Source organism: Streptomyces longisporus, assembly GCF_039532765.1.
GTDB lineage: Bacteria > Actinomycetota > Actinomycetes > Streptomycetales > Streptomycetaceae > Streptomyces > Streptomyces longisporus.
In genome coordinates, this window is sequence record NZ_BAAASG010000009.1 from 164,642 (window position 1) to 189,043 (window position 24,402).

24 protein-coding genes are annotated in these 24,402 nt (G+C 72.2%); 11 read left to right on the top strand and 13 right to left on the bottom strand.

All coding sequences use genetic code 11. The annotated features are described in order from the left end of the window. Window positions 1–6: 6 nt before the first annotated feature. Window positions 7–444, bottom strand: a complete 438-nt coding sequence (locus tag ABD355_RS19725; RefSeq protein ID WP_099931868.1) for a transcriptional repressor — start codon at window positions 442–444, stop codon at window positions 7–9. A 196-nt stretch (window positions 445–640) separates the two neighbouring features. On the opposite strand from ABD355_RS19725, the gene ABD355_RS19730 reads away from it, so the two are divergent. Further along, a complete protein-coding gene (locus ABD355_RS19730; RefSeq protein WP_344401784.1) occupies window positions 641–1,051 on the top strand; it encodes a hypothetical protein in 411 nt (136 codons plus the stop codon). Window positions 1,052–1,068: 17 nt separating this feature from the next. Here the strand turns inward: ABD355_RS19730 and ABD355_RS19735 are convergent, their stop codons facing one another. The 6 genes from ABD355_RS19735 to ABD355_RS19760 form a co-directional block, all read right to left on the bottom strand. Next, the gene (locus ABD355_RS19735) at window positions 1,069–1,752 is read right to left on the bottom strand and encodes a cupredoxin domain-containing protein (RefSeq protein WP_344401785.1); all 684 of its coding nucleotides are present in this window, start codon (window positions 1,750–1,752) and stop codon (window positions 1,069–1,071) included. Next, entirely contained in the window at window positions 1,740–2,255 is a 516-nt protein-coding gene (locus tag ABD355_RS19740; protein WP_344401786.1) for a hypothetical protein, read from the bottom strand. Before ABD355_RS19740 ends, ABD355_RS19735 begins: the two co-directional genes overlap by 13 nt. Before the next feature lie 106 nt (window positions 2,256–2,361). Next, window positions 2,362–3,399, bottom strand: a complete 1,038-nt coding sequence (locus tag ABD355_RS19745) for a cupredoxin domain-containing protein (protein WP_344401787.1) — start codon at window positions 3,397–3,399, stop codon at window positions 2,362–2,364. A 61-nt stretch (window positions 3,400–3,460) separates the two neighbouring features. Then, window positions 3,461–4,795 carry a copper resistance CopC/CopD family protein gene (locus ABD355_RS19750; RefSeq protein WP_344401788.1) on the bottom strand — a complete coding sequence of 445 codons (1,335 nt, stop codon included), beginning with the start codon at window positions 4,793–4,795 and terminating at the stop codon, window positions 3,461–3,463. After that, window positions 4,792–5,418 carry a hypothetical protein gene (locus ABD355_RS19755; RefSeq protein WP_344401789.1) on the bottom strand — a complete coding sequence of 209 codons (627 nt, stop codon included), beginning with the start codon at window positions 5,416–5,418 and terminating at the stop codon, window positions 4,792–4,794. The genes ABD355_RS19750 and ABD355_RS19755 overlap by 4 nt, the downstream gene beginning before the upstream one ends. A 242-nt stretch (window positions 5,419–5,660) precedes the next feature. Further along, window positions 5,661–6,314: a helix-turn-helix transcriptional regulator gene (locus ABD355_RS19760; RefSeq protein ID WP_344401790.1), complete on the bottom strand. Its 654-nt coding sequence runs from the start codon at window positions 6,312–6,314 to the stop codon at window positions 5,661–5,663. Between the two features lie 105 nt (window positions 6,315–6,419). Here ABD355_RS19760 and ABD355_RS19765 point away from each other — a divergent pair, with 105 nt between their 5' ends. From ABD355_RS19765 to ABD355_RS19780, 4 genes are all read left to right on the top strand, one after another. After that, window positions 6,420–6,956, top strand: a complete 537-nt coding sequence (locus tag ABD355_RS19765) for a DUF2231 domain-containing protein (RefSeq protein ID WP_344401791.1) — start codon at window positions 6,420–6,422, stop codon at window positions 6,954–6,956. A gap of 35 nt (window positions 6,957–6,991) precedes the next feature. Beyond that, window positions 6,992–7,414 (top strand): hypothetical protein, encoded by a 423-nt coding sequence (locus ABD355_RS19770; protein ID WP_344401792.1) that lies wholly within the window; start codon window positions 6,992–6,994, stop codon window positions 7,412–7,414. A gap of 170 nt (window positions 7,415–7,584) precedes the next feature. Next, on the top strand, window positions 7,585–11,667 hold the full coding sequence (locus tag ABD355_RS19775; RefSeq protein ID WP_344401793.1) for a bifunctional nitrate reductase/sulfite reductase flavoprotein subunit alpha: 4,083 nt from the start codon (window positions 7,585–7,587) through the stop codon (window positions 11,665–11,667). Window positions 11,668–11,688: 21 nt separating this feature from the next. Then, window positions 11,689–12,642 (top strand): XdhC family protein, encoded by a 954-nt coding sequence (locus ABD355_RS19780; RefSeq protein WP_344401794.1) that lies wholly within the window; start codon window positions 11,689–11,691, stop codon window positions 12,640–12,642. 158 nt (window positions 12,643–12,800) lie between these two features. On the opposite strand, the gene ABD355_RS19785 is transcribed toward ABD355_RS19780, so the two are convergent. Genes ABD355_RS19785 through ABD355_RS19795 form a run of 3 tightly spaced genes read right to left on the bottom strand, consistent with a single transcriptional unit; the run spans window position 12,801 to window position 14,412 of the window. Next, window positions 12,801–13,439 carry a DUF305 domain-containing protein gene (locus tag ABD355_RS19785; RefSeq protein ID WP_344401795.1) on the bottom strand — a complete coding sequence of 213 codons (639 nt, stop codon included), beginning with the start codon at window positions 13,437–13,439 and terminating at the stop codon, window positions 12,801–12,803. Between the two features lie 58 nt (window positions 13,440–13,497). Continuing rightward, window positions 13,498–13,890: a DUF6153 family protein gene (locus tag ABD355_RS19790; RefSeq protein WP_344401796.1), complete on the bottom strand. Its 393-nt coding sequence runs from the start codon at window positions 13,888–13,890 to the stop codon at window positions 13,498–13,500. Window positions 13,891–13,929: 39 nt separating this feature from the next. Further along, on the bottom strand, window positions 13,930–14,412 hold the full coding sequence (locus ABD355_RS19795) for a DUF5990 family protein (RefSeq protein WP_425585771.1): 483 nt from the start codon (window positions 14,410–14,412) through the stop codon (window positions 13,930–13,932). A gap of 84 nt (window positions 14,413–14,496) precedes the next feature. Here ABD355_RS19795 and ABD355_RS19800 point away from each other — a divergent pair, with 84 nt between their 5' ends. Together ABD355_RS19800 and ABD355_RS19805 are read left to right on the top strand one after the other, a co-directional pair. Continuing rightward, entirely contained in the window at window positions 14,497–15,105 is a 609-nt protein-coding gene (locus ABD355_RS19800; RefSeq protein WP_344401797.1) for a hypothetical protein, read from the top strand. A gap of 39 nt (window positions 15,106–15,144) precedes the next feature. Next, window positions 15,145–15,879 carry a YcnI family copper-binding membrane protein gene (locus ABD355_RS19805; RefSeq protein ID WP_344401798.1) on the top strand — a complete coding sequence of 245 codons (735 nt, stop codon included), beginning with the start codon at window positions 15,145–15,147 and terminating at the stop codon, window positions 15,877–15,879. A 10-nt stretch (window positions 15,880–15,889) separates the two neighbouring features. Here the strand turns inward: ABD355_RS19805 and ABD355_RS19810 are convergent, their stop codons facing one another. Beyond that, a complete protein-coding gene (locus ABD355_RS19810) occupies window positions 15,890–19,009 on the bottom strand; it encodes an FAD-binding and (Fe-S)-binding domain-containing protein (protein ID WP_344401799.1) in 3,120 nt (1,039 codons plus the stop codon). 65 nt (window positions 19,010–19,074) lie between these two features. Then, window positions 19,075–19,593 carry a MarR family winged helix-turn-helix transcriptional regulator gene (locus ABD355_RS19815; protein WP_344401800.1) on the bottom strand — a complete coding sequence of 173 codons (519 nt, stop codon included), beginning with the start codon at window positions 19,591–19,593 and terminating at the stop codon, window positions 19,075–19,077. 133 nt (window positions 19,594–19,726) lie between these two features. On the opposite strand from ABD355_RS19815, the gene ABD355_RS19820 reads away from it, so the two are divergent. Further along, window positions 19,727–20,242: a YceI family protein gene (locus ABD355_RS19820; RefSeq protein WP_344401801.1), complete on the top strand. Its 516-nt coding sequence runs from the start codon at window positions 19,727–19,729 to the stop codon at window positions 20,240–20,242. A 6-nt stretch (window positions 20,243–20,248) separates the two neighbouring features. On the opposite strand, the gene ABD355_RS19825 is transcribed toward ABD355_RS19820, so the two are convergent. Continuing rightward, window positions 20,249–21,991 carry a hypothetical protein gene (locus ABD355_RS19825; protein WP_344401802.1) on the bottom strand — a complete coding sequence of 581 codons (1,743 nt, stop codon included), beginning with the start codon at window positions 21,989–21,991 and terminating at the stop codon, window positions 20,249–20,251. Between the two features lie 234 nt (window positions 21,992–22,225). On the opposite strand from ABD355_RS19825, the gene ABD355_RS19830 reads away from it, so the two are divergent. From ABD355_RS19830 to ABD355_RS19840, 3 genes are all read left to right on the top strand, one after another. After that, window positions 22,226–22,615, top strand: coding sequence for a cell division protein SepF (locus tag ABD355_RS19830; protein WP_344401803.1), 390 nt, complete (start codon window positions 22,226–22,228; stop codon window positions 22,613–22,615). A gap of 75 nt (window positions 22,616–22,690) precedes the next feature. Then, complete coding sequence (locus tag ABD355_RS19835) at window positions 22,691–23,890, top strand: AAA family ATPase (protein WP_344401804.1); 1,200 nt, start codon at window positions 22,691–22,693, stop codon at window positions 23,888–23,890. After that, window positions 23,887–24,213, top strand: coding sequence for a nucleotide pyrophosphohydrolase (locus ABD355_RS19840; RefSeq protein WP_344401805.1), 327 nt, complete (start codon window positions 23,887–23,889; stop codon window positions 24,211–24,213). Before ABD355_RS19835 ends, ABD355_RS19840 begins: the two co-directional genes overlap by 4 nt. The last annotated feature ends 189 nt before the right edge of the window (window positions 24,214–24,402 follow it).

Here is a 24,402-nt window from a genome sequence, read left to right on the forward strand (position 1 = left end):
TGGTGCTCAGGCCGTGCGAGCGGTGGAACAGTCGGGGCACAGGCCCCAGTAGATGACCTCGGCCTCGTCGATCGCGAAGCCTCGGTCGTCCGAAGCGGTGAGGCAGGGGGCATGACCGACCGCGCAGTCGACGTCGAGGACGGCGGCGCACGAGCGGCACACCAGGTGGTGGTGGTTGTCCCCGACCCTGCCCTCGAACCGGGCCGGGCTGCCCGGCGGCTCGATGCGACGTACGAGTCCGGCCGTGGTGAGGGCGTGCAGCGCCTCGTACACGGCTTGCAGGGATATGTGGCCCACACGGTCCCGCACACCCGAGGCGATCGCCTCGACGCCGAGGTGGTCACCCTCGCGGACGGTCTCGAGCAGCGCGACGCGGGCGGCCGTCACCCGCAGGCCGGCACCGCGCAGCTCCTCGGCGGTGGTCGGAGTCTGGGGTGAAGTCATGGCACCCAAGCTACCCGCACAAACACGAATGATTCAAGAAAACGAACAAGACAGGTTTGGTGGCCGGCGGATGACCTCCGGAGGAATCCCCGCAGATCAATGGCTGGCAAGGGGTTCGCACCACTGTTCACGCCTACGGGTGAATCAGTGAATGGATGTCCGTTCTGCGCTCGTTCCCTGCGCTGTGCTGGGGCGCGTGACTGTCTTCGTTCTGTGCGCGTGGCTGCTGACCGCGGGGCTCGGCGGCTATCTGGCCTCGGTGTGGATCCGCCACGGCGGCCTGCGGCAGCGCACGCCGGGGGTGACGCGGCTGCCGCTGTGGCTCGTCGTGGGGCATGTGGTGCTGGCCGTCGCCGGTCTGGTCTGCTGGACGGCCTATCTCGCGGGCGCGGTCCGTGGCACGGCCTGGGCGGCCTGCGCCGTGGTGCTGGTGGTCGCCGCGTTCGGCTTCATGATGCTGCTGCGCTGGCTGCCCAGCTCGGGACGGCACTCCCGGGGCGCACGGACCGCGGAGCGCCACTTTCCGCTGACGGCGGTCGTCGCCCACGGGACGAGCGCGGGCGCAACCGTGCTGCTGGTCGTGCTGGTGGTGCTGCGCCGGGCATGACCGGGCCCGGTGCGAGGTCAGCCCGTACCCGCCTCCTCGTTCCGGGACGCGGCGGCGGCCGAGCGGGAGCCGACCAGGAGCAGGCACAGGACGGCCACGCCTGCCACGACGCCGGTGAGGAGCAGGAGGGGGCTGAGGGGACGGATGGCGGAGGCGGCGTTGTCCACGGCGGGCTGCGCTGCCGCGGGGGCGGAGGCGGAGGCCGTGGGGGAGGGGGACGGGCTCTTGGCGGCGCCGGGGGCGGCGGCCTCGGCGCTGTGGCCCATGTGCATGGACGACGGCATCGCGCCGGCGGCCCGGGTGGCGGGTGCGGCGGCAGTCGGGTGCTGGTGCTGCTGGACGGTGGGCGCGGGCGCGGCGGCCGCCTCCACGACGAGCTGGGCCGTCATGCCCGGATGCACGGTGCAGAGGTAGCCGTAGGTCCCCGGCGTGGTGAACGTGTGGCTCCAGCTGCCGCCCTTGCTGAGCATCGGGGAGTGGACGGAGGCGGGGCCGGAGGTGGTCTCGACGTCATGGGGCGCCTGGTCCTGGTTGGTCCAGGTGACCGTGTCCCCGGCGGTGATGGTCAGGCTGCGGGGCGAGAACGCGTAGCCGGACATGAGGACTTGGTGGCCGGCGGCCGCCTGCACCGCGGGCGCGGGCAGGACGATGGCGGCGCCCGCCAGGAAGAGGGCGCCGAGGAGGGCGGTCAGACGGGGCATGTGAACTCCGCGGCTACGAGCAGCCGGATGCGGTCTGCGGGACGGATGCGGGGCAGGGCGAGGCCGGTCGTACGGCGCAGGGGGCGGTACGGCAGCCGGAGCGTGCCGAGGACCAGGAGGCGGTCGGCGGTGCGCTCCACGACACGGAAGCCGAAGAGGGCCGGGGCCGGTTCACCGGCCAGGGCGAGTTCGCCGGGGACGTGCAGCCGGGTGGCCTCGTCCGTGGGTGTGAGGCTGGTGCTGACGAAGGTGAGCACCCTGCCGCCCAGCGGCCGGCCGGCCACCTCCAGGCTCAGCACGCAGTCGTCGGAGTCGGGCGCCACGGTGAGGGTCGCGTCCAGGGCGGTGAGCCGGCGGCGCAGGGTGGTCAACGGACCGAAACGGGCGGTCAGTTCGACGATGCAGCGGTCCGGGGCGGCACCGTAGGTGCCGGGGTCGGGCAGCCAGTCGGGGCCCGGGCGGGCCGGGGGCAGGACGGCGGTGGGGCGGGTCTCGGTGGTCATCTCGGCACCTCGATGGGCGAGCGGAGTGACGGGCGGGGAGAATGGAGCGAGCGGCGGGCCGGCCGACTGCGACTCGGCCGGCCCGCCGCGTCCTGCTGAAAGGGGGTCAGCAGGAGTTGGTGACGTAGTTCTCGGTGGGAGCGAGCAGGTGCTCGGCCCAGACCGTGTGCATCTTCACGTAGGCGTCGGGGTTGAGGATGTCCGCGAGCTGCTGGCCCGGGGACTCCTCCAGATGCGCCTTGTCGATGTGCTGCAGGAGCACGCCGAGGGTGTCGTCGGCGACGCTGCCGGTGCCGTTCACCGCGGGGGTGAGGATGGACTCCAGCCAGACGGTGTGCATCTTGAGGTAGCTGTCGAGCTTGAGCGCGTCCTGGACCTGCTGGCCCGGGGACTCCTCCAGGTGCGCCTTGTTGATGTGCTGCAGGATCGGCAGCAGGACCTGCTGGACGCTGACGCAGTCGCCGCCGTCGCCCCCGCCGCCGGTACCGCCGGAGCTGCTGCCCCCGCCCGTCGAACCGCCCGTGGAGCCGCCGGTGCTGCCGCCCGTCGAGCCACCCGTGCCACCGCCGGTGGAACCGCCCGTGCCGCCGGTGGATCCTCCGGTCGAGCCGCCGGTGCTGCCTCCGGTCGAGCCCCCGGTGGAGCCGCCCGAGCCGCCGCCGCTGTCCGCGACCACGGTGATCGACGCCGTCATGTCCGGGTGGACCGCGCAGTAGTACTGGTACGTACCGGCCTTGGTGAAGGTGTACGACCAGCTGTCGCCCTTCTGCAGGGTCCCGGAGTCGAACTTGGCCGGGCCGCTGGTGGTGGTGACCGTGTGCGGAGCGGAGTCCTCGTTGATCCACTTCACGGTGTCGCCGACCTTCACGGTCAGCTTGGGCTGGGCGAACTTGTAGTTCTTGATCTCGATGGTGTACTTGGCCGCCGCGGCCTTGGTGGCCGAGTGGTTCATGTCCGGCATCGACTGCGCCTCGGCCGCCGGCGTGGCGGTCTGCGGGGCCGCGGCCCCGGCGGACGCCTGGAGCAGTCCGAGGCCGGCCACGGCCGCGAGGCCGGCGCCGAGGCCGGTGGCCAGCAGCACCCGGTTGCCCGCACGGGAGCGCCGGTGGTGCGGCGCGGGTGCGGTGGTTTCCTCTGTGTGCATGGTGGTGCTTCTCCCTTGTGAGTTCCCTGGTGAGGGCAGAGGGGTGGGACAGGGGTGCGGGTCAGCGGCCGGGAGCGGACGTGACCAGCAGACTCGTCGCGGCGAGTACGACGAGGACGAGCCCCGTCTCGGCCGCGACCGAGTGGACGAAGGGCCGCACCGTGGCGCGGTCGCCGCGCAGCAGTACGGCGATGTCAAGCCGGGTGCGCACCCAGCCGCGACTGCGCTGGGCGATGAGCAACACGGCGGCCAGTACGGCGAGTTTGACCAGCAGGAGCCGCCCGTAGCCGGTGTGGAACAGGGCGTCGAAGGACCCGACCACCTGCCAGGTCAAAACCGCCCCCGCCGCCACGATCGCCGCGACCGACACCCCGGCCAGCGTGGAGTAGCCGGTCACGACGGCCGACAGCTCGTCGGGGCGGCGCCGGGGCAGCACCCCGAGCAGCAGCACCGCCAGACCGCCGAGCCACAGTGAGACGCCGAGCAGATGGACCAGGTCGGCCACCGCGCCCCAACCGGGATGAGTGCCCTCGGAGTTGTGGCCGGTCATGCTCGTCGTCCGCAGCAGTCCGAGGGCGACGGCGAGTGCGCCGACGCGCCAGCCGGGCGACCGCGCGGCCCGGTCCCCGCCCTGCAGCAGGGCGGCCAGCGCGATGGCGGCGAGCACCCACATCAGCACCCGGCAGGCGGCCACGACGCCGACCTCGGTGCTCAACAGATCGGTATAGGTGCCGGCTCGGAACACGGCGCCGAGGGTGCCCATCGTTCCGTACGCGCCCTGGAGTCCGGGCGCGAGCAGACTCGCCGCGAGACCTGCGGCCCAGGAGAGGGTGAGGACGCGGCGGGTACGACGGTCCCACGCGCCCTGCGGCCACAGCAGCGCGAGGAACGCCAGACCGCCGACGAACAGGGCGAGCGACAGATAGCCGGCCCAGCGGACGGCGACCCAGGCGGAGTGCACCGTCTCGGACGGCTCCGGGACCGCCGCTGCTTCGGCCGGGTGGCCCGCCTTCGCGGTGAGGCGGAAGGAGAGCGTCCCGGACGTGAGATGCCCGTCCTCCATGTCGAGTACCTGCCAGACCAGGGTCAGACCACCCCGGTCCTTGCTCTGCTCCTGCGCCGAGATCTTCGGGACGGTGACCTCGATGGTGTCGTTGCCGTGGTCGCCCCGGGACACGGCCAGCGGCGTGCCGGCCGCCTTGATGTGCACGTCGGCCGGTTCGACCGGCTCGCTGAAGGTGAGCCGTACGGTGGCGGGGGTGTGCGGGAGCCGGGCGCCCTCCTTCGGCGCGGAGGACTTCAGCTCCGTGTGGGCCGAGGCGGGGGGTGCCGCGAACAGCAGGGCCGCGAGCGCGGTCAGGAGCAGGGCGAGCAGGGACGGGGTGCGGCGTCTCACGGCAGTACCTCCGGGACGACCGAGGGCGAGGCGGCGACACCGACGCACAGCGAGGAGAGGGCGCCGGCCGACGACGACGGGGACGGGGAGGGCGACGGACTCGGGGAGGCCGGGGCCAGGAGCCCGTCCAACAGACCGGTGACCGGAGTGACCACGCCGTTCAACAGCGGCTGTACGAGGTGGACTTCACCCTCGTTGCAGTTGTCCGAGGGCGTGGGGGTCGGAGTGGGGGAGGGCGAGGGGCCGGTGGTGGATCCGCCCCCCGATCCGCCGTGCGATCCGCCCGTACCGTGACCGTGACCGCTTTCCCCGCCGCCGGACGGCATGCCGCCCGCCACGGGAATTCCGGCATCGTTGCCGCCCGGCCAATAGCCGCCCGCCGCGCCGGAGCCGTAATTCCCGACGGCGGTGTCGGGAGGTCCGGTTGCGGAGCGGGCCGTGGGTTGATGCGGTTGGGGAGATGTCTCGGACGCCGGCGGGGACGCGGTGTCGATCGTCGTCGGTGCCTGGGCGCCAATGCCCGAGGCGTATCCGAGGACCACCACGACGGCCGCGACGAGCGCGCCCGCGACGATCTCGTCGCGATGGTCTGTTGGCCAGGACCCCCTGGCAAAGAAGGACATGGTCCCTCCTGACGCTGTGCGTGAACGGCGGTGACGAGGAGTGCACCGGTGTGACGATTCCCGTCCGCTACGCGTCAGTTAATCGATGGTTTCGTTGCCTCATTTCCGACCGGGGGGTGACTGTGAGAACGGACCTCACCGCCCCAATGCACGCATTGCATTCCGGTGGCATTCCGTGGAGAAAACGAAGGGATCGTGAATTCGAACGCGCACGGCATTTCCCTGCCGGCTCCTGTCGGTTCTTAACGCTCGGTGTGCAACTCGACGCAACAGATACCGGGTTGCGGAGTCAGCACGGCGGTCGTCTCGGGATGGCCGGACGCGGCGAGGCAGGCGCGCAAGAAGGCGTGGTTCATGCCGCAGATCAGATCCGGCGCCTGGGCCGCGACCGGATGGAAGGGGCAGTTGTGCAGCACCGTGCGGCCGGCCCCCTCCTCGGCGGGCTCGAATCCGAGCGATTCCAGGGTGGCCATGAGGTCGCCGGTCCGGGCCGCCGCGCCCACGGCCTCACCTCTCTCCCCGGCCACGCGCAAAGCCGCCTCCTGCGCGTTCTCCCCCGGCTTCTGTGCCGTCAGCGCCTCGGTCAAAAGCGAGGCCAGCAGGTCGTGGCGGCGCGGCGGAAGGCTCAGGGAGAGGGTGTGCGGGGTGGGCTCGTACACCTTCGGGGCGCGGCCGACCCGGCGCGGGCCGTGGCCGCCGTGCCGGGACTGCAGCAGCCCCGAGGCCACCAGCTTGTCGAGGTGGAAGGCCGCGAGCTTGCGGGAGATCCCGACCGCCGCCGAGGCCTCCTCCCGGGTCACCGGCCGCCGGGCCCGCCGTACGAAGTCCAGCAGGCGGCGCCGTGACTCGTCGCCGAGGACGGCGAGCGCGGCGATGGGGTCGGAGCCGGAGGTCACGGGGTCACGGTAACTCCGATCCGGGGTACTCGGCGCTTGTGGTTGACCTCGGCGCGAATAAGACCAACACTTGTTGGTGAAATACCTCTCAGGTGAGGTGGCACCATGACGGTCGACAGTGAGCTACGTCAGGCGAAGCAGCCGGTCAGCGGTGCGCTGGCAGGCCCGTACGGGCATCCGTTCCATCCGATCCTGGTGACCGTGCCGATCGGGGCCTGGGTGTGCAGCCTGGTCTTCGACATCGCCTCCAAGATCGTCGACCGGCCGGGCTTCCTGACCCATGGCTCCGCCTGGCTGATCGCGATCGGTGTGCTCGGCGCCCTGGCCGCGGCGTGCGTGGGCTTCCTCGACCTGTTCGCCATCCCCACCGGGACACCGGCCTTCCGTACGGCGCTGGTGCACATGTCACTGAATCTCGCCGTGACCGCGGCTTACGCGGCGGGTTTCGCCTGGCGTCAGGGCGACGGCTACGCGGGAGGGCAGAGTGTCGGCAACGGGCAGCTGACACTCTCCGCCGTCGCCCTGGCCGTCCTCGGTGTCTCCGGATACCTGGGCGGCAAGCTCGCCTACCGCTACGGCGTCCGCGTGGCCGCCGAGTCCGTGCAGACGGAGGGGTACCGCAGTACCCGTACGACGCCCTGAGCAGAACCACTGGGCCCGAGCCACTGGAGCCGGTCATGGACATCGCCGCTCTCGTCGCCTGGATCGTCACCGCCCTCGGCGGGTTCTTCCTCCTCGTGCGCTGGATCTCCGGCGGCGGCCTGCGCCAGCAGCAGACCGGGACCACCCGGTTCCCGGCGCCGCTGGTCTTCGGGCACTTCCTGCTGGCGGCCGCCGGACTGGTGGTGTGGATCGTCTATCTCGCCGCCGACAGGACCGCCCTGGCCTGGGCGTCCTTCGGCGTGCTCGTCGCCGTCGCCCTCCTCGGGTTCACCATGCTCGCCCGCTGGATCCCCGTGTACCGCGCGGCCCCTGCCGGAACGGAGGCGACGACACCCGCCGAACGGCATCTGCCCGTGCCGGTCGTCGGCGCCCACGGCCTCCTCGCCGCGACCACCCTGGTCCTGGTGCTGCTGGCGGCCATCGGAGTCGGCAGCTGACGTCCACCCCCCGATCGCTCCCCGAAGGTCCTCTCACACAGCCCGCCCGACTCCTGTGCGCCCGGCGTAACCCCTGATGACCGGCCCAGGAGACATCGGTGTAATGGGCATTTCGTACCGTCACGAAAGCTCCACCCGTACGGGACGATCATGAGAGGCAGGGGGTGCCCGTGGCCGCGCCGGACTCGCGGAACGCCAACTCGACGACGGCGCCGAAGGTGCGGACGGTCTGTTCCTACTGCGGGGTGGGCTGCGGCATCGTGCTGGACGTCGGGTTCGGACCCGACGGACGCCGTAGGGTCCTGAAGGCGTCCGGCGACAAGGAGCACCCCGCGAACTTCGGCCGCCTGTGCACGAAGGGCGCGACCACCGCCGATCTGCTCGCCGCTCCCGGGCGGCTGACCACGGCCCTCGTCCGGCACGGGCGGGGCGAGGAGCCGGTGCCTGACGCCGTCCACGCGGCCGTCAGGGAGACGGCCCGGCGCCTTCGCGCGATCGTCGACGAGCACGGGCCGGACGCGATCGCCTTCTACGTCTCCGGGCAGATGAGCCTGGAGGCGCAGTACCTGGCGAACAAGCTGGCCAAGGGGTTCGTGCGGACCAACCAGATCGAGTCGAACTCCCGGCTGTGCATGGCCAGTGCGGGCACCGGCTACAAGCTGTCGCTCGGCGCCGACGGACCGCCCGGCTCCTACCAGGACCTCGACCGGGCCGACCTCTTCTTCGTCATCGGCTCCAACATGGCCGACTGCCACCCGATCCTCTTCCTGCGCATGATGGAACGGGTGAAATCGGCCGGCGCCAAGCTCATGGTCGTCGACCCGCGCCGCACCGCCACCGCCGAGAAGGCCGACCTGTTCCTGCAGATCAAGCCGGGAACGGACCTCGCGCTGCTGAACGGCCTGCTGCACCTCCTGCACGAGAACGGTCACACGGACCCCGAGTTCATCGCCCGGTACACCGACGGCTGGGAGGAGATGCCCGCCTTCCTCGCCGACTACCCGCCCGCCACCGTCGCCGGGATCACCGGCATCCCCGAGGACGACATCCGGGAGGCCGCCCGGCTGATCGGCGAGGCGGGGGAATGGACCAGCTGCTGGACCATGGGCCTCAACCAGTCCACGCACGGCACCTGGAACACCAACGCCCTGGTCAACCTGCATCTCGCGACGGGCGCGATCTGCCGGCCGGGCAGCGGCCCGTTCTCCCTCACCGGCCAGCCCAACGCCATGGGCGGCCGCGAGATGGGCTACATGGGCCCCGGTCTCCCCGGCCAGCGGTCCGTGCTCGTCGACGAGGAGCGGGCGTTCGTAGAAGAGCTGTGGGGGCTGGAACCCGGCACCATCCGCGCCGACGGGGTCGGCAAGGGCACCGTCGAGATGTTCCGGAAGATGGCCGACGGCGAGATCAAGGCCTGCTGGATCATCTGCACCAACCCGGTCGCCTCCGTCGGCAACCGCAAGACGGTGATCGAGGGCCTGGAGGCCGCCGAGTTCGTCGTCACCCAGGACGTCTTCGCCGACACCGAGACCAACGCCTACGCCGACGTCGTCCTGCCCGCCGCCCTGTGGACCGAGACCGAGGGCGTCCTCGTCAACAGCGAGCGCAACCTCACCCTCGCCCGGCCGGCCGCCGACCCGCCCGGCGAGGCCACGGCGGACTGGCGGATCATCGCCGCCGTCGCCCGGGAGATGGGATACGAGAAGGGGTTCGCCTACGACAGCGCCGAGGAGATCTTCGAGGAGATCAAGCAGGCCCGGAACCCGAGGACCGGCTGGGACCTGCGCGGGGTGACGTACGAGCGGCTGCGGGAAACCCCCGTGCAGTGGCCCGCCGCGAGCGGCGACGGGCCCGACCGCAACCCGATCCGCTACGTCGGCGAGGACGGCTCCCTCACCTTCCCCACCGCGAGCGGCCGTGCCGCCTTCTTCGCCCGCCCGCACCTCCCGGCCGCCGAGATGCCCGACGACGACTACCCGTTCGTACTGAACACCGGGCGGCTGCAGCACCAGTGGCACACGCTGACCAAGACGGCGAAGGTGCCCAAGCTGAACAAGCTCAACCCGGGGCCGTTCGTGGAGCTCCACCCGCAGGACGCCGCCACACTCGATGTCGGCGACGGCGACTCGGTGGAGGTCGCCTCGCGGCGCGGACGGGCCGTGCTGCCCGCGGTGGTCACCGACCGGGTGCGGCCTGGGAGCTGCTTCGCGCCGTTCCACTGGAACGACCTGTTCGGCGAGTACCTGAGCGTCAACGCCGTCACGAGCGACGCGGTCGACCCGCTGTCCTTCCAGCCCGAGCTGAAGGTGTGCGCGGTGTCGCTGACCAAGGTCTCGACTCCGGTGACCGTACGAACCCCGGGCGTGGAAGCGGCAGTTGAAACTGCGCCGGTCGCGGCTGCCGCTTCCGATCCCTTCGGGCTCGCGCCCGCCCCGCCGCCCGTGCTCACCGCCCAGGAACGGCAGTACCTCGTGGGGTTCCTCGCCGGTATCCCCTCCGGCGCCCCGGGCGTGCCGGTGCTGCCGCCCTCCGCGCCCTTCAGCCCCGAGCACGCCCTGTGGGTCAACGGGGTGCTGGCCGGCATGTACTCGCGGGCCGCCGATTCCGCCGTACCGACCACGTCGGCACCCGGCCGTGAGGTCGTGATCCTGTGGGCCTCGCAGACCGGCAACGCCGAGGAGTTCGCCGCCGCCGTCGCCGAGCGGGTCAAGTCCGACGGACACGCCGCCTCGCTGCTGGGCATGGACGAGGCCGACCCCGCCGCGCTGCCGTCCGGCGCCGACCTGCTCCTGGTCACCAGCACCTTCGGCGACGGCGACGCACCCGACAACGGCAGCGGGTTCTGGGAGACCCTCGCCGCCCCCGACACCCCGCGCATGGAGGGGCGGCGTTTCGCCGTCCTCGCCTTCGGCGACTCCTCCTACGACGACTTCTGCGGCCACGGCCGCCGCCTCGACCAGCGCCTCGACGAACTCGGCGGACTGCGCCTCGCCCCGCGCACGGACTGCGAACCCGACTACGAGGACGCGGCACACGCCTGGCTCGACCAGGTACTCACCGCCCTGTCCGGTACGCCGGAACGCCCCGCCCTCGCAGCGGCGGCCCCGCCCGCGGCCGCCCCGCGCACGAAGAAACCCACCCCCGTCACCGCCCGCCTCACCGGCAACCGTCTGCTGAGCCTGCCCGGCGCCGGCAAGGAGGTCCGCCGGTTCACCTTCGACACCCGCGACAGCGAGACCCCGCTGCTCTACGAGGCGGGCGACGCGCTCGGCGTCCGTCCCCTCAACTCCCCTGAACTGGTGGCCGAGTGGCTGACCGTCACCGGCCTGGACGCGGAGACGGCGGTCGAGGTCAAGGGTGCCGGCGAGGTCCCCCTCGGCGAGGCCCTGCTCCGGCACCTCGACATCACCCGTGTCAGCCCCGACCTGCTCCGCTTCGCCGCCGAACGGGCCCGCGACCCACGGGAGTTGAAGAAGCTGCTGCGCCCCGACAACAAGGGCGAGCTGGCCAAGTGGTCCTGGGGCCGGCAGGCCGTGGACGTGATCGCCGAGCACCGGGTCCGGGCCGACGCCCAGGAGTGGGCCGACGCGCTGGGCCGCCTGCAGCCACGGCTGTACTCCATATCGTCCAGCCCGCTCACCGACCCCCACCTGGTCTCGCTGACCGTCTCCGTCGTCCGCTACGAGAACCTGCACGGCCGCCCCCGCCAGGGCGTCTGCTCCCCCTTCCTGGCCGACGCCGAGCAGGACACCCCCGTACCGGTGCACGTCCAGCGCTCCGCACACTTCCGCCCGCCCGCCGATCCCGCGACCCCGATGGTCATGGTCGGCCCCGGCACCGGCGTCGCCCCCTTCCTCGGCTTCCTGGAACAGCGCCGCGCCCTCGGCCACCGTGGCCCGGGCTGGCTGTTCTTCGGCGAGCAGCACCGGGCCACCGACTTCTACTACGAGGAGGAGCTCACCGCGTTCCTCGCCGAAGGCACCCTGGCCCGTCTGGACACCGCCTTCTCCCGCGACCAGCGCGCCAAGGTCTACGTCCAGGACCGGATGCGCGAACACGGCCCGCTGCTGTGGTCCTGGCTCCAGGACGGCGCCCACTTCTACGTCTGCGGCGACGCGTCCCGCATGGCCAAGGACGTCGACCAGGCCCTGCGCGACATCGCCGTGGTGCACGGCGGCCTGGACGAGACGGGCGCGGCGGCGTACGTCAAACAGCTCGCGAGCGAGAAGCGCTACGTCAGGGACGTGTACTGACCTGCGGACTACGCTGGATCCATGCGTGAACTGGCCGATACGGCAGCACAGTGGACGGCGCAGGGCCGCGCGGCGGTCCTCGCGCGGCCGCTCAGCGAGCGGGGCTTCGGGCCACGCCATCCGGCCGACGCGATCCTCGTCGACGAGGACGGACACTGCCACGGCCGGCTCTACCGGGGCGCCTTCGACCGGCAGCTGGTCGCCGAGGCGGCCTCGCTTCCGCCCGGTCACACCGCCCGGGTGGTCGCGGTGGCCGTGCACGACGACGGCGTGCAGGAGGCCGGACTGACCTGCGGGGGTCAGGCCGAGATCCTGCTCCAGCCGCTGGCCGCCGTACCGGCCCGCTGGTGGGAGCTGCTCGGCGCGGGTGCCGACGCGGCGCTGGTCACCTGGCTGGACGAGCGGCGGACGCATGCCGTCAGCGCCGTCGTCACCCCGGACGACAGGGCCGACGGCCCGGACGTGCCGCCGCAGGCCGCCGCCTGCGCCCGCGACCTGCTCGCCCGCCACCGCGCCGGGCGCGAGGTGCACGCGACGGAGGCCGGACTCTGCCTCGTCGAGACCTGTCCCGCCGTCCCCCACCTCGTCATCGTCGGCGGTGGCGAACTCGCCGAACTCCTCGTCGCCCAGGCCGGGTTGCTCGGCTGGCAGGCCACGGTGACGTCGGCCGCCCGGGATGCGGGCAAGCTGCTTGTTGCGCATCCGGCCGCCGCCTGTCTGATCATGCTGAGCCATGAGCCCGATGTGGACGTGCCGACTTTGCATGCCGGTCTGACCGCGCAGATCCCGTATGTGGGGGCGCTGGGGTCCCGGCACACGCAGGAGCGGCGCGCCGCCGGGCTGAGGGCGGCGGGCCTGGATGAGGGGCAGCTCGGGCGGATTCATGGGCCGATCGGGCTGGACATCGGGGCGCGTACGCCGGCGGAGACGGCCTTGGCCATCTGCGCGGAGGTGCTGGCGGCGCTTGGGCGGTGAGCTCCGTGGGGGCCGCGGTGTTGTTTTGTCTGCTGCGCCGTTGTGGCTGGTCGCGCCCACGCGGCGGAGCCGCATATGAATACAGCCCCGCGCCCCTATGGGGCGCGCCCTTCAGGGCTGTGGGGAGGGACCGGACAGCGGCCCCTCCCCTCAAGACGTCAGCTCCTGCCGAGGAGCTGGTTCATTTCCTTGATCTCGGCGGTTTGGCCCGTGATGATGGCGTCCGCCATGGAGGTGGCAGGGGTGTAGGCGCCCTTGGTCTTCTCCGTGCCGGCCATCTGTACGGCGCCCTTGTGGTGTTCGATCATCATGGTCAGGAACATGGTGTCGAACTCGGCGCCGGACGCCTTCGCCAGCTTGTCCATGTCCTTGGGATCCATCATTCCGGCCATGCCCGAGTGGGCCGAGTGGTCCATGCCGGGCATCGCCGAGGGCACGCTCTGGCCCCAGGACTTCAGCCAGCCGCTCATGGTGCGGATCTCCGGGTCCTGGGCCTTCTCGATGCGCGCGGCGAGATCCTTGACCTTGGCGGAGGAGGCCCGGCCGGCGGCCAGCTTCGCCATCTCCAGGGCCTGCTGGTGGTGCGGGATCATGCCCTGCGCGAAGGACACGTCCTGCGCGTTGTGAGCGGCGGCGCTCGACGAGGGCGAGGACGAGGACGAGCCGGCGGTGTGGCTGTCGTGGCCGCCGCTCCCGCTGTCGCTGCTGCCGCCGCAGGCGGCCAGGACGAGCCCGGCGGTGACGGTCGCGGCCACCAGGGCGGTGCGACGGGCCATGGAGGTACGGGTGTTGCGCATGCTGGAACTCCTGCGTTGCTGCGTGAAAGGGATCTGGACGTGCCGAAGCGCGCGGTGTCTAGATCCGCAGGAGCTGTAGTTCCGCCAGGGAGGGCGGCGCGCGTGCACCGTCCGGGGCCGTGCCCGCGTAGGGGCAGGGGGCGTCGGAGGGTGAGGGCACGGCCACCGGGTCGGCGGCCGGCGCGGGCAGCGTGGGCCCGCCGCTCAGGGCGCCGGACGCACAGGTCCGGTCGGCGTGCTGGGCATGGCCGCCACCGCAGTCGTCGCCCGCACAGCCGCCGTGCAGGGCGACCGCCGCCGTCATGTGCCGTGCGGCGGAGTGCTCGACGACACCGCCACCGGGCGCCAGGCCATGCATGGCGAGCAGCCCGGCCAGCAGCCCGAGCACGAGCAGCACCCGCCACCGCAGGGAAGGCGGTGGCGCATCGCGATGCTGTGTACGGGCTGTCACGGCGCCCATGTTACGCAGACCGCCGTGGGCCCCGGGCCGTCACCCCTGTTCCGCGGTCCAGGCGATGTGCGGCGGCACCACCCGTGCGCACAGCGGGTTTCCGCGGGCGTCGGTCAGCCGCAGCCGCCCCACCAGCAGCCCCTCGCGCGCGGCGGCGCCCAGCACCTCGGCGGGCACGGCGTCCAGCATCAGCTTGGCGCGCCGGAACATGCCGAAGGCGCCGGAGCCGTCGACCGTCCCCCAGGACAGATAGACGAACCGCCCGCCCGGACGCCCTTGAACATACGGCCCCTTGACGTCCGTACCTGTGACCGTGCACTCCAGCGTCCAACTCACGGACACGGCGTCGCCGGGCTGCGGATCGAGAAGCTCGCCCGGTCGGTCCCGGCGCTGTACGGCCACATGGATGTCGGAGTACGACGGCATGTCACCGCCGGGCCCGCACGCACGGCCCGGCAGGTCGACGCCGTCGATACGGATGCGCAGTCCGGCCGGCACCCCGTCACCGCCTTCGCTCGGCACTCCTTCGCGAGTGTCCAGTGTGCACCTGTGCGCTTGGGGATCCGCCGGACGCGGCCACCCGGGCGCGTGGCAGGATCGGGCGCCATGAGGGCGTCCCCTTCGGTACGCGTGCTGCGCGCGGCGGTGTTCGCCGCGCTGTGCGTGCTGCTCGCCACCGGGGGACACGCACTGGCGACCGGGACGGCACCGCCCGTGTGGGTGCAGGCCGCCGGGTTCGTACCGGTCTTCGGGGCCGGCTGTCTGCTGGGCGCCCGGGAACGCTCGCTGGCCGCGATCGGCGCGGGCACGCTCACGGCCCAGGGCGGCCTGCACCTCGTCTTCGACGCCGTACGCCCGCACCCCCTGATGCTCATGCGCGGCATGTACGGCATGCAGGGCATGGACGCCATGCACATGGGCCACTCCCACGCCCTGACCCCGCACGCCACCGTCGCCCATGTCGGCGCGGCCGTGGTGCTGACCTGGTGGCTGCGGCGCGGTGAGGCCGCGCTGTGGTCGCTGCTGCGGCGGGCCGTCACGCTCGTACCGGGCCTCGCGGCCTGGTGGCGGGTGCGCGGCGGGGCAAAGACCCTGCCGGCCGCGCCGGACGCGGTACGCCCGGGTGCCGACGGTCCGCGGCCGTTGCGACGGCTGCTGCTGCGGCACGCGGTGCAGCGGCGTGGCCCGCCGCGGGGGATGTCGTACGCGATCTGACCTCGACATCCCTTCCTCAGTACGGAGATCAGCTCACCCATGTCCACTGCACGCACCGCCCTGCGCCGCGCCGGCACCGTCACCGCGCTGACCGCCGGGGGGCTTCTGGCCGCCGCGGGAATCGCCTCCGCGCACGTCACCGTCCACCCCGAGAGCTACGCGAAGGGCGCCACGGACGGCGTCCTGACCTTCCGCGTCCCCAACGAGGAGGACACCGCGAGCACCACCAAGGTGCAGGTGTTCCTGCCCACCGACCACCCCGTCCTCGGTGTGCTCGTGTCGCCGCCGCAGAACGGCTGGACGGCGAAGGTCACCAACGCCAAGCTGAAGACGCCCGTCAAGACGGACGACGGCACCATCACCGACGCCGTCTCCGAGATCACCTGGACGGGCGGCAGGATCGGAGCCGGCCAGTACCAGGACTTCAACGTCGCCTTCGGTCAACTGCCCGACGACACCGACCAGTTGACCTTCAAGACCCTCCAGACGTACTCCGACGGCAAGACCGTCCGCTGGATCGACGTGCCCCAGTCCGGCGCGGCCGAACCGGAGAACCCGGCACCGGTCCTCAAGCTGACCGCCAAGGGCGCCGAGGAGGGCAGCGCATCCGCCTCGTCGACGGCGCCCAGGAGCGCCGCCGGCTCCGCGTCGAGCGCGGCCGGAAGCGACTCCACCGCCCGCGGACTCGGTGTCGCCGGACTGGTCCTCGGCGTACTGGGCCTGGCCGCAGCGGCGTTCGCGCTCGTCCGCAACCGCGCGGCCAAGGGCTCCTGACCGCGGTTCCTCACCGCCGCAGCACGCGCGTCACCGCTGCTGCGGCGGCCGCCGCGCCCAGCCCGACCCCGGCCAGGGCGAGGGACTGGGCGCGGCGGCCCGGCGGGGCCGGCCGTACGCCCGCGCCGACGCCGTAGGCACTGCCGTGCGCACCGTCGGGCAGTGCCGAGGCCAGCAGTTCCGCGAGGTGCACCGCCTCGTGGCCGCCGCTGTCGAACTCGTGGACCTGGGTGCGGCAGCTGAAACCGTCGGCCAGCAGTACCGTCGACGGGTCGCTCTCGCGCAGCCGGGGCAGCAGGACGCGTTCCGCGCAGGCCTCGCTGACGTCCAGGTGACCGCGTTCGAAGCCGAAGTTGCCGGCCAGCCCGCAGCAGCCCGACTCCAGTTGCTCGGCGTCCACTCCGGCCCGGCCGAGCAGTTCCCGGTCGGCGTCCCAGCCGAGCACCGCATGCTGGTGGCAGTGCACCTGCGCCAGCGCCCGCGCCGAACGGTCCGGCACCTGCGGGGGCTGGTAGCCGGGGGAGTGCTCGGTGAGCAGCTCGGCGAGCGTCACCGTCTGGGCGCTGAGCCTGCGCACGTCACGGTCGCCGGGGAAGAGCTCGCCCATGTCCGAACGGAACACGGTGGTGCAGCTCGGCTCCAGGCCGACCACCAGCCCGCCCGCCCGGACATGCCCGGCGAGACGGCGCACCGTGCGGCTCAACACCCGCTCGGCCATGGCGAGTTGACCGGTGGAGATCCACGTCAGTCCGCAGCACAGCGGTTCCCGGGGCAGCTCGACCCGCCAGCCGGCGTGCTCCAGCACCTCCACGGCCGCCTGTCCGACATGCGGGTGGAAGAAGTTGGTGAAGGTGTCCGGCCACAGCAGAACGCTGCCGCGGGACCCGTCGCCGTACGACTCACGACGGCCGGCGAACCACTGCTGCAGGGTCCGCCCCGCGAACAGCGGTATCTCCCGGTTCTCGACCCCGGCCGCCGCCACGGCCGCCCGGGACAGCGGCGGGGTGTGGGTGAGCGTGTTGACGAGCGGCCCGAGCCTGGCCCGGCCGACGGCCTGGGCGACGGCCGGCAGCCAGCCCATGGACAGGTCGGAACGGGGCCTGCGCCAGGGCCGGCCCTCGTAGTGGTGGGACAGGAACTCCGCCTTGTAGGTCGCCATGTCCACATCGGCCGGGCAGTCCTTCTTGCAGCCCTTGCAGGCCAGACAGAGGTCGAGCGCGTCCCGTACCGCCTCCGAGCGCCAGCCGTCCTGGATCGCGCTGTCGCCGTGCCCGTCGAGCATCTCGAACAGCAGCCGCGCCCGCCCCCGCGTGGAGTGCTCCTCCTCCCGGGTCACCTGGTACGAGGGGCACATCACCGAGCCGCCCTTGTTGGTCAGCTGCCGGCACTTGCCCACGCCGACGCACCGGTTCGCGGCCTCGGCGAAGGACCCGCCGTCGTGCGGGAAGCGGAAGTGCAGGTCACGGGGGGCGTAGGGGGCCCAGTCGCCGCCCAGGCGCAGGTTCTCGTCCAGCCGGTACGGCGCCACGACCTTCCCCGGGTTCATCCGGTCGAGCGGGTCGAACACCGCCTTCAGCCGTCCGAAGGCCTCGACCAGCTCCTCGCCGAACATCCGCGGCAGCAGCTCACCGCGGCTCTGCCCGTCCCCGTGCTCCCCGGAGAAGGACCCGCCGAACTCGGCGACCAGATCGGCCGCCCGTTCCATGAACCGCCGGTAGGTGGCCACCCCGTCGGCCGAGTACAGGTCGAAGGGGATCCGGGTGTGCACACAGCCCTGCCCGAAGTGGCCGTAGAGGCTGGGCCCGGTGTCGCTGAGATACCCGAACTCGTCGTAGAGGCGGCGCAGTCGGCGCAGATAGTCGCCGAGCCGCTCCGGTGCCACGGCCGAGTCCTCCCAGCCCTCGAAGGTGTCGGGCTTGCCGGGGATGTGCGCGGTGGCGCCGAGGCCCGCCTCGCGCACCTGCCACAGCTCCTCCTCGTGGGCGGGGTCGTCGAGGAAGGCGACCTCCGCCTCGTGCTCGGACTCGTGCAGCCCGTCGAGCATCCGGTGCGCCCGCTCGTCGGACTCCTCGACGGTGTCCCCGCCGAACTGCACCATCAAGAAGGCGTTGCCCTTGGGCATCTGGGCGCGGGCCTTCGGATTGAGGCGCTTGATCCGTTCGTCCTTGATGAGCCGCGCGTCGACGCCCTCCAGCGCCATCGGCTCGTACGGCAGGATCGCGGGTACGGCGTCGGCGGCCACGGAGATCTCCGGGAACCCGAGGACCACCAGCGTCCGTTCCTTGACCACGGGCACCAGCTCCAGCTCCGCCCGCAGGACGGTGACCAGCGTCGACTCGCTGCCCACCAGCAGCCCCGCGACGTCGAAGCCGTGCTCGGGCAGCAGCGAGTCCAGGTTGTAGCCGGAGACCCGGCGCGGGATGTCCGGGTAGCGGCGGCGGACCTCGTCGCCGTACCGGTCCCGCAGCGCGCGCAACTGCCGGTAGAGGGCGGCCCGCAGATCGCCCTGCCGTTCGATCTCGGCGTACTCCTCGTCGCTCGTCTCACCGCACCAGAAGCGGGTGCCGTCGTACAGCAGCACCTCAAGCCGGGCGATGTTGTCGACGACCTTGCCGGTGGCCTGGGCGGTGGCGCCGCAGGAGTTGTTGCCGATCATGCCGCCGATGGTGCAGTTCATGTGGGTGGCGGGCTCGGGGCCGTAGCGCAGGCCGGTCGGGGCGAGCTGCCGGTTCAGTTCGTCGAGGACGATGCCGGGCTGGACGACGCAGGTGCGGGCGTCCGGGTCCACGGATTCGAGCCGGTGGCAGTACTTCGACCAGTCGATCACCACGCCCGCGTTGGTGCACTGTCCGGCGAGGCTGGTCCCACCGCCGCGCGACAGGACGGGCGCGTCGTACTCGCGGGCGACGGCCACCGCCTCCGCGGCCGCCTCGGGGGTGCGCGGCACGACGACGCCGATCGGGGTCTGCCGGAAGTTCGAGGCGTCGGTGGAGTAGGCGGCCCTGCTCCCGGCGTCGAAGCGGACTTCGCCGTCGACCCGCTCACGTAGCGCGGCCTCCAGCCCTGCCGCGTCGACCGGCGGGGCGGCTCCGCTGCGGACGACGGGTTCGGGCAGGTCCAGTGCGCCCATGGAGCCCTCCTGCGATCGCCGGCACGGGACCGCCGAGTACCCAGGAGGGGGCGGGTCACCACGCGCTAGGGCTGTTCGTCCTCGGTGAGCGCGGCCTCTTTGGCCGGCTCGGGCAGCAGGCCGCACATCGCCTCGTGCTGGTCCGGGCCCATGACCTGGGCCAGCGCCCGGGTGACCGTCGAGGCGAGGGTGCCGGAGGCCTCCTCCAGGAGGCGGCGGGCCTTGTCGGTGAGGGCCACCTCGATGCCCCGCTTGTCGCCGCAGACCGACTGGCGGGTGACCAGCCCGGCGTGCTGGAGACAGGCGATCTGATAGGTGAGCCGGGTCTTGGGGCGGCCGAGCAGCTCCGCGATCCGCGTCATGCGCAGCCCCGCCCCGGGCTGCTCGGCGAGCAGGCACAGGATCAGGAACTCGTCGTGCGAGACGTCGAGGCGCTCCTTCACGACCGACCGCAGTTCCTGCTCCACCGCCCCCACGGCACCGAGCATCACCATCCAGGCCCGCAGCTCCTTGGGCAGCAGTCCGCCACCCTGCGCGGACGGGCATTCGGGCAGGTCGGTGGGGTGCTCCTCGGGGTCGGCCATGGTGTCGAGTCTACCTGTCGTTCAATTTTGGACCGAAGGGTTGTCCAGATTTGGATAATGCTCTACGGTCGTAGTCATCCAAATTTGAAGTACTTGCCTCAGATCCCCGGATCCGCGCTCACTGGAGAAGATCATGACCGTCGCCGTCGAAACCGGTGTCTGGCAGCTCGACGCCGCCGCTTCCACCGTCGCCCTGCGCCACAAGACGATGTGGGGCCTCGTCACCGTCAAGGGCACCTTCGGTGCCGTCGGCGGACAGGGCGAGGTGCAGCCCGACGGCTCCGCCACCGGCACCCTGACCCTGGACGCCGCCACCCTCGACACCAAGAACAAGAAGCGGGACGAGCACCTGCGCTCGGCCGACTTCTTCGACACCGCGAACCACCCCGAGATCACCTTCGCGGTCCGCAGCGCGAAGGTGGGCGCCGGCGACAACGTCGAGGTCTCCGGTCAGCTGACCGTGCGCGGCATCAGCAGGCCGCAGACCCTCACCGCCCGCCTGGCCGGTGCGGACGCCGACGCGCTCACGCTGGAGACGGAGTTCACCGTGGACCGCGGCGAGTTCGGCCTGGGCTGGAACCAGCTGGGCATGATCCGCGGCCTGACCACGGTGGCCGCCACCCTCCGCTTCGTGCGTACGGCCGCCTGACGCGCGTCAGCGGGTGCCGCGCACCCGCAGGTGGAGGTTCATGCTGGACAGCGTCTGCGGTGTGGGGGTGAAGACCCGCAGCCGGAGCCGGGCGTGCGGCCCCGGCAGGGTGAACTTCCCGTGGTCCGGCGGCCGGATCACATAGTCGGCCGAGGCGTGCGCGGGCAGGGTGGCCGGTCCCTTCAGGACCGTCCAGTACTGGCGCAGGCCCTGGCCGACGGTGAGCATGAAGTGCGGTTCCAGGGCGCTGTCGTCCTTGTTGGTGACCCGCAGGCTCAGCCGGCTGAGGACGTTCGCGTCCGCCGCCGTCCGGCGCACGGCGGTGATCTCCATTCTGAGCGGCGGCTTCCCGGTGACCGCCACGACGGCGCTGACCAGCGCCGGGGCGACCAGCAGCGCGGCCGTCGCGGCCAGCGCCGGGCGCCGACGGGGGCCGGTCAGCAGACGCGGGCGCGGCTGCCAGGCCCGTACGAACTCGGACGGCGGCGCGGTGACGGCGGTCGCCAGCCACAGCGGCGTCATCATCAGGTAGTAGCCGTCCTGGGACCGGGTCGCCAGGAAGAAGGCGCACCAGGGGAGCACGGTCGCCGCGGGCCCCAGCCGGCGCATGAACAGGATCAGCAGCCCGAGCAGGGCCGCGGCCAGCAGCATGCTCGCGTGCCCGTACCACTCGACCCGGTCGCTGCCGTTCGTGTAGTACAGGGACACCCCCACGAGGCCCTGCCCGTGCAGCGTCGCCCCCTGGGTCAGCGGCAGCGCGATACCACTGATCCAGGTGCTCGGCTCACTCACGATGAAGTACGTGTTGATCAGCAGCCACACGGTCGCGGCGATCCCCGCGATCCGCGCCACCACCAGCGTCGCGGCCCGTCCGCCCAGCTCACCGCGGCGCACCGCGTAGATCCCGGCCAGCAGGAACGGCGTCAGGAACCAGGGCAGCTGCTGTGCGGCACACGCGGCACCCAGGCATGCGGCCCGCGCGACACCGGCCGCCCCGAGACGCCCGCCCTGTCCGATCCGCGGCCAGCGCACCACCACCGGGATCAGCAGGGCCAGCGCGGTGATCGCCGGGTAGCCCTCACGGCCGTAGGTCGGCAGAAACCCGAAGCCCAGGCACGCCATGGTCGCCGCCGACCGCCACTGCACGGGCAGCATCCGCCACAGCACGACCGTGCCGACGATCAGCGCGCCCGTGCTGACCGCCGTCGCCGGGGCGCCGCCGTGACCGATCCACAGCAGGGGTGCGGTGAGCAGCGTGGCGAGCGGGGGATAGCCGTAGGTGTAGTCGTAGCCGCCGTCGAAGGTCGTGGTGAGGGCGATGCCCTTCTGGAAGAGCCAGGGCCACGGATGCCCGTAGACGGAGTGGCCCGCGACCAGCTCCTTGGCGGCCTGGGTGGTCAGCACCGCCTCGTCCGAGCCGCCGTGGTTCATGGCCCAGGCGCACAGGGCGAGGACCACGGCGGTCACCAGCACGACCACGTCGAGCCGGGCGAGCGACCGGGCCCGGCGCACGACGAGCGCCAGCACCCCGCACACCAGGATCGAGGCGTAACACACCGAGATGACGGCGGCCACGGCCGGCCGGTGACTCGCCGCCTGCGTCCACACCGTGCGCGTACCGATGAACAGGCTGACGTTCGCCAGCAGAGTCAGCACGCGATGCCACTGCGCGGGAGGTTCCGGTGCGGCGGACACCGCCGACTGCGTCCGCCGGCCGGGTGTCACCAGCTGGTTTTCTGCCAAGTGCACGTCAGGGGACGCTAGTGCCGCCCGGTGAGCAGTACGGGGCCGGAGGTGAAGAGTCCGGTGTGAGGGGGGTAAGAAGTCTTGTTCGATCAGGAACCGGCTCATACCTGACCGGTTCTCGTCGCCGAGGAACGGTTGTGACGGTCGCGGACCGTGTCGCTGTTGGGCCGAACGGGTGACTTGGCGTAAGAATTGGCTGGTGCAGGCAATGAGTGCGAGTCAGTTCGGGGGGAGCCGGTGAACAGCCACGACGTCACCGATGAACAGTGGGAAGGGCTCGCCCAGGTCGTGCCGCTGCGTGGACGCGACGCCTGGCCGTCCGCGGTGGACCACCGCGCGCACCCGGAAGCCCTGACGGAGACCCGGCGCCGTTTCGTGGTCCTCCGGGTCAACGTCTTCGCCGACGCACGCGAGGTCGCCGAGACCCTGATGGCAGGCGTTCCCGTCCTGCTCGACCTGAGCGGTGCGGAGGCCGAGGTCGCCAAGCGCGTCCTCGACTTCAGCACCGGAGTCGTCTTCGGCCTCGCGAGCGGCATGCACCGCGTCGACCGGAACGTCTTCCTGCTGGCCCCCGCGGACACCGAGGTCACCGACCTGGTGGAGAGCGCCGGGGTGGCCGGCTCCTGAGCCCGGTCCCCCGATCGTAGGAAGCTCCCGACGCCGTAACGGTTCACCTTCCGGGCACAGCCCTACGGTCCGGACATGACCGTGTCATCCGTGCCGCCCGCCGCGAACTCCGCCCCGTCGTCCCCGCTGCGCACCCTCGCGGACCGCCCGCGCCCGGACCGCCCGTGTGTCACCGAGCTGCGGCTGTCCGCCTTCGCCGGACACCGGCGGGCCGGGTTCGCGCTCGGGCCGGTCACCCTCTTCGCCGGGGGCAGCGGCTGCGGGAAGACGAGTGCCCTGCGGGCGTACGAGGCGCTGGCCCGGCTCGGTGGCGGTGCCGAGGTCGGGGAGGTGTTCCCCGACGCGGCCGACTGTGTGCCGCAGCGGGCGCGGCCCGATGCGCAGCGGCGGCGCGGATTCCGTATCGGCTGCACGGCCGACGGGCCCGAGGGGCCGGTCCGGCTCGACGTCGCCGTGCAGGCCGAGCCCGAACTGCGCATCGTGGGCGAGCGGCTGACCGCGGGCGGTCTTGTGCTCCTGGAGACCGCCCTGCGCGACCCCTCCCGCCGGACCGTGCAGGCCGCCTGGCACACCGCGGGCTCGGCACCGGTGACCCGGGCACCGCTGCCCGACGACCGGCTCGGCACCGCCCTGCTGCCGCTGCGGGTGGCCGGCAAGACCGACGGACAGCGCAGGGTGCTCGCCGGCGCCGAACAGATGGTGGTCGCCCTGCGGTCCGTCTTCGCCTGCGATCCGCGCCCCGGCCGGATGCGGGCCCCCGCCCCGCTCGGCTCCGGACTGCTCCTCGGCGGCTGCGACAACCTCGCCGACGTCCTGTGGCGCACCCGCGCCGAGTGCACACGACGGCACGCACAGCTGGTCGAGGTGGTGCGCGCCGGCTGCGCGGGACCGGTGGCCGACGTGCTCGCCGAGCCGCTGGGCGACGGGACCGTGCAGGCACTGCTCGACCGCGGTGACGGTTTCCGGACGGCTCTGGGGCGCCTCGGCGACGGCGAGCTCAGATATCTCGCCCTCGCGCTGGTCCTGCTGACCGGACCGGGCGTCCTGGAGGTGGACACCGCCGGGGAGGTGCCCGCGGCCATGCAGACGCTCACCGTCCTCGCCGACGGCTTCGACCGCTCACTGGACCCACGGCAGCGGCGGGAACTGCTGCGGCTGGCCCTGCGGACCGCCGGCCGCGGGCACATCCGGGTCGTGGCCGCGGTCAGCGACGCCTCGTGGGCCGCCGGGGCGGCCGGGCCGGAGCCCGTCACGGTGGTACACCTGGAGCCGTGACCGATCATCTCGACGTGGCGAAACTGCAGCGCAGGCTGGCCGACTTCGCCGCCGCCCGCGACTGGCGGCAGTACCACACCCCCAAGAACCTCGTCGCCGCGCTCAGCGTGGAGGCCTCCGAACTGGTGGAGATCTTCCAGTGGTTGACGCCGGAGGAGTCGGCCCGCGTCATGGACGATCCGGATACCGCGCACCGCGTGACGGACGAAGTCGCGGATGTGCTCGCCTACTTGCTGCAGCTGTGCGACGTCCTGGACATCGACCCGCTCGCGGCGCTGGACGCGAAGATCGACCGCAATGAACGCAGGTTCCCGGCGCCGTAGTCGAACAGGGCAGCCGTCGGGAGTGGTTCAGTCCACTTTCACTCTCCGGAGTCAAAAACCGGCCCGAAACCGATTTGTTGTCCACAGATTTCGGTCTTCCTCTGGCTTTTCGTCCCGCACACCCTCACTCTGGGTAGTGGACAACGGAGTTCGGGCGGACGTGCGGGCAGCGCGTCCAGACAGACGGGG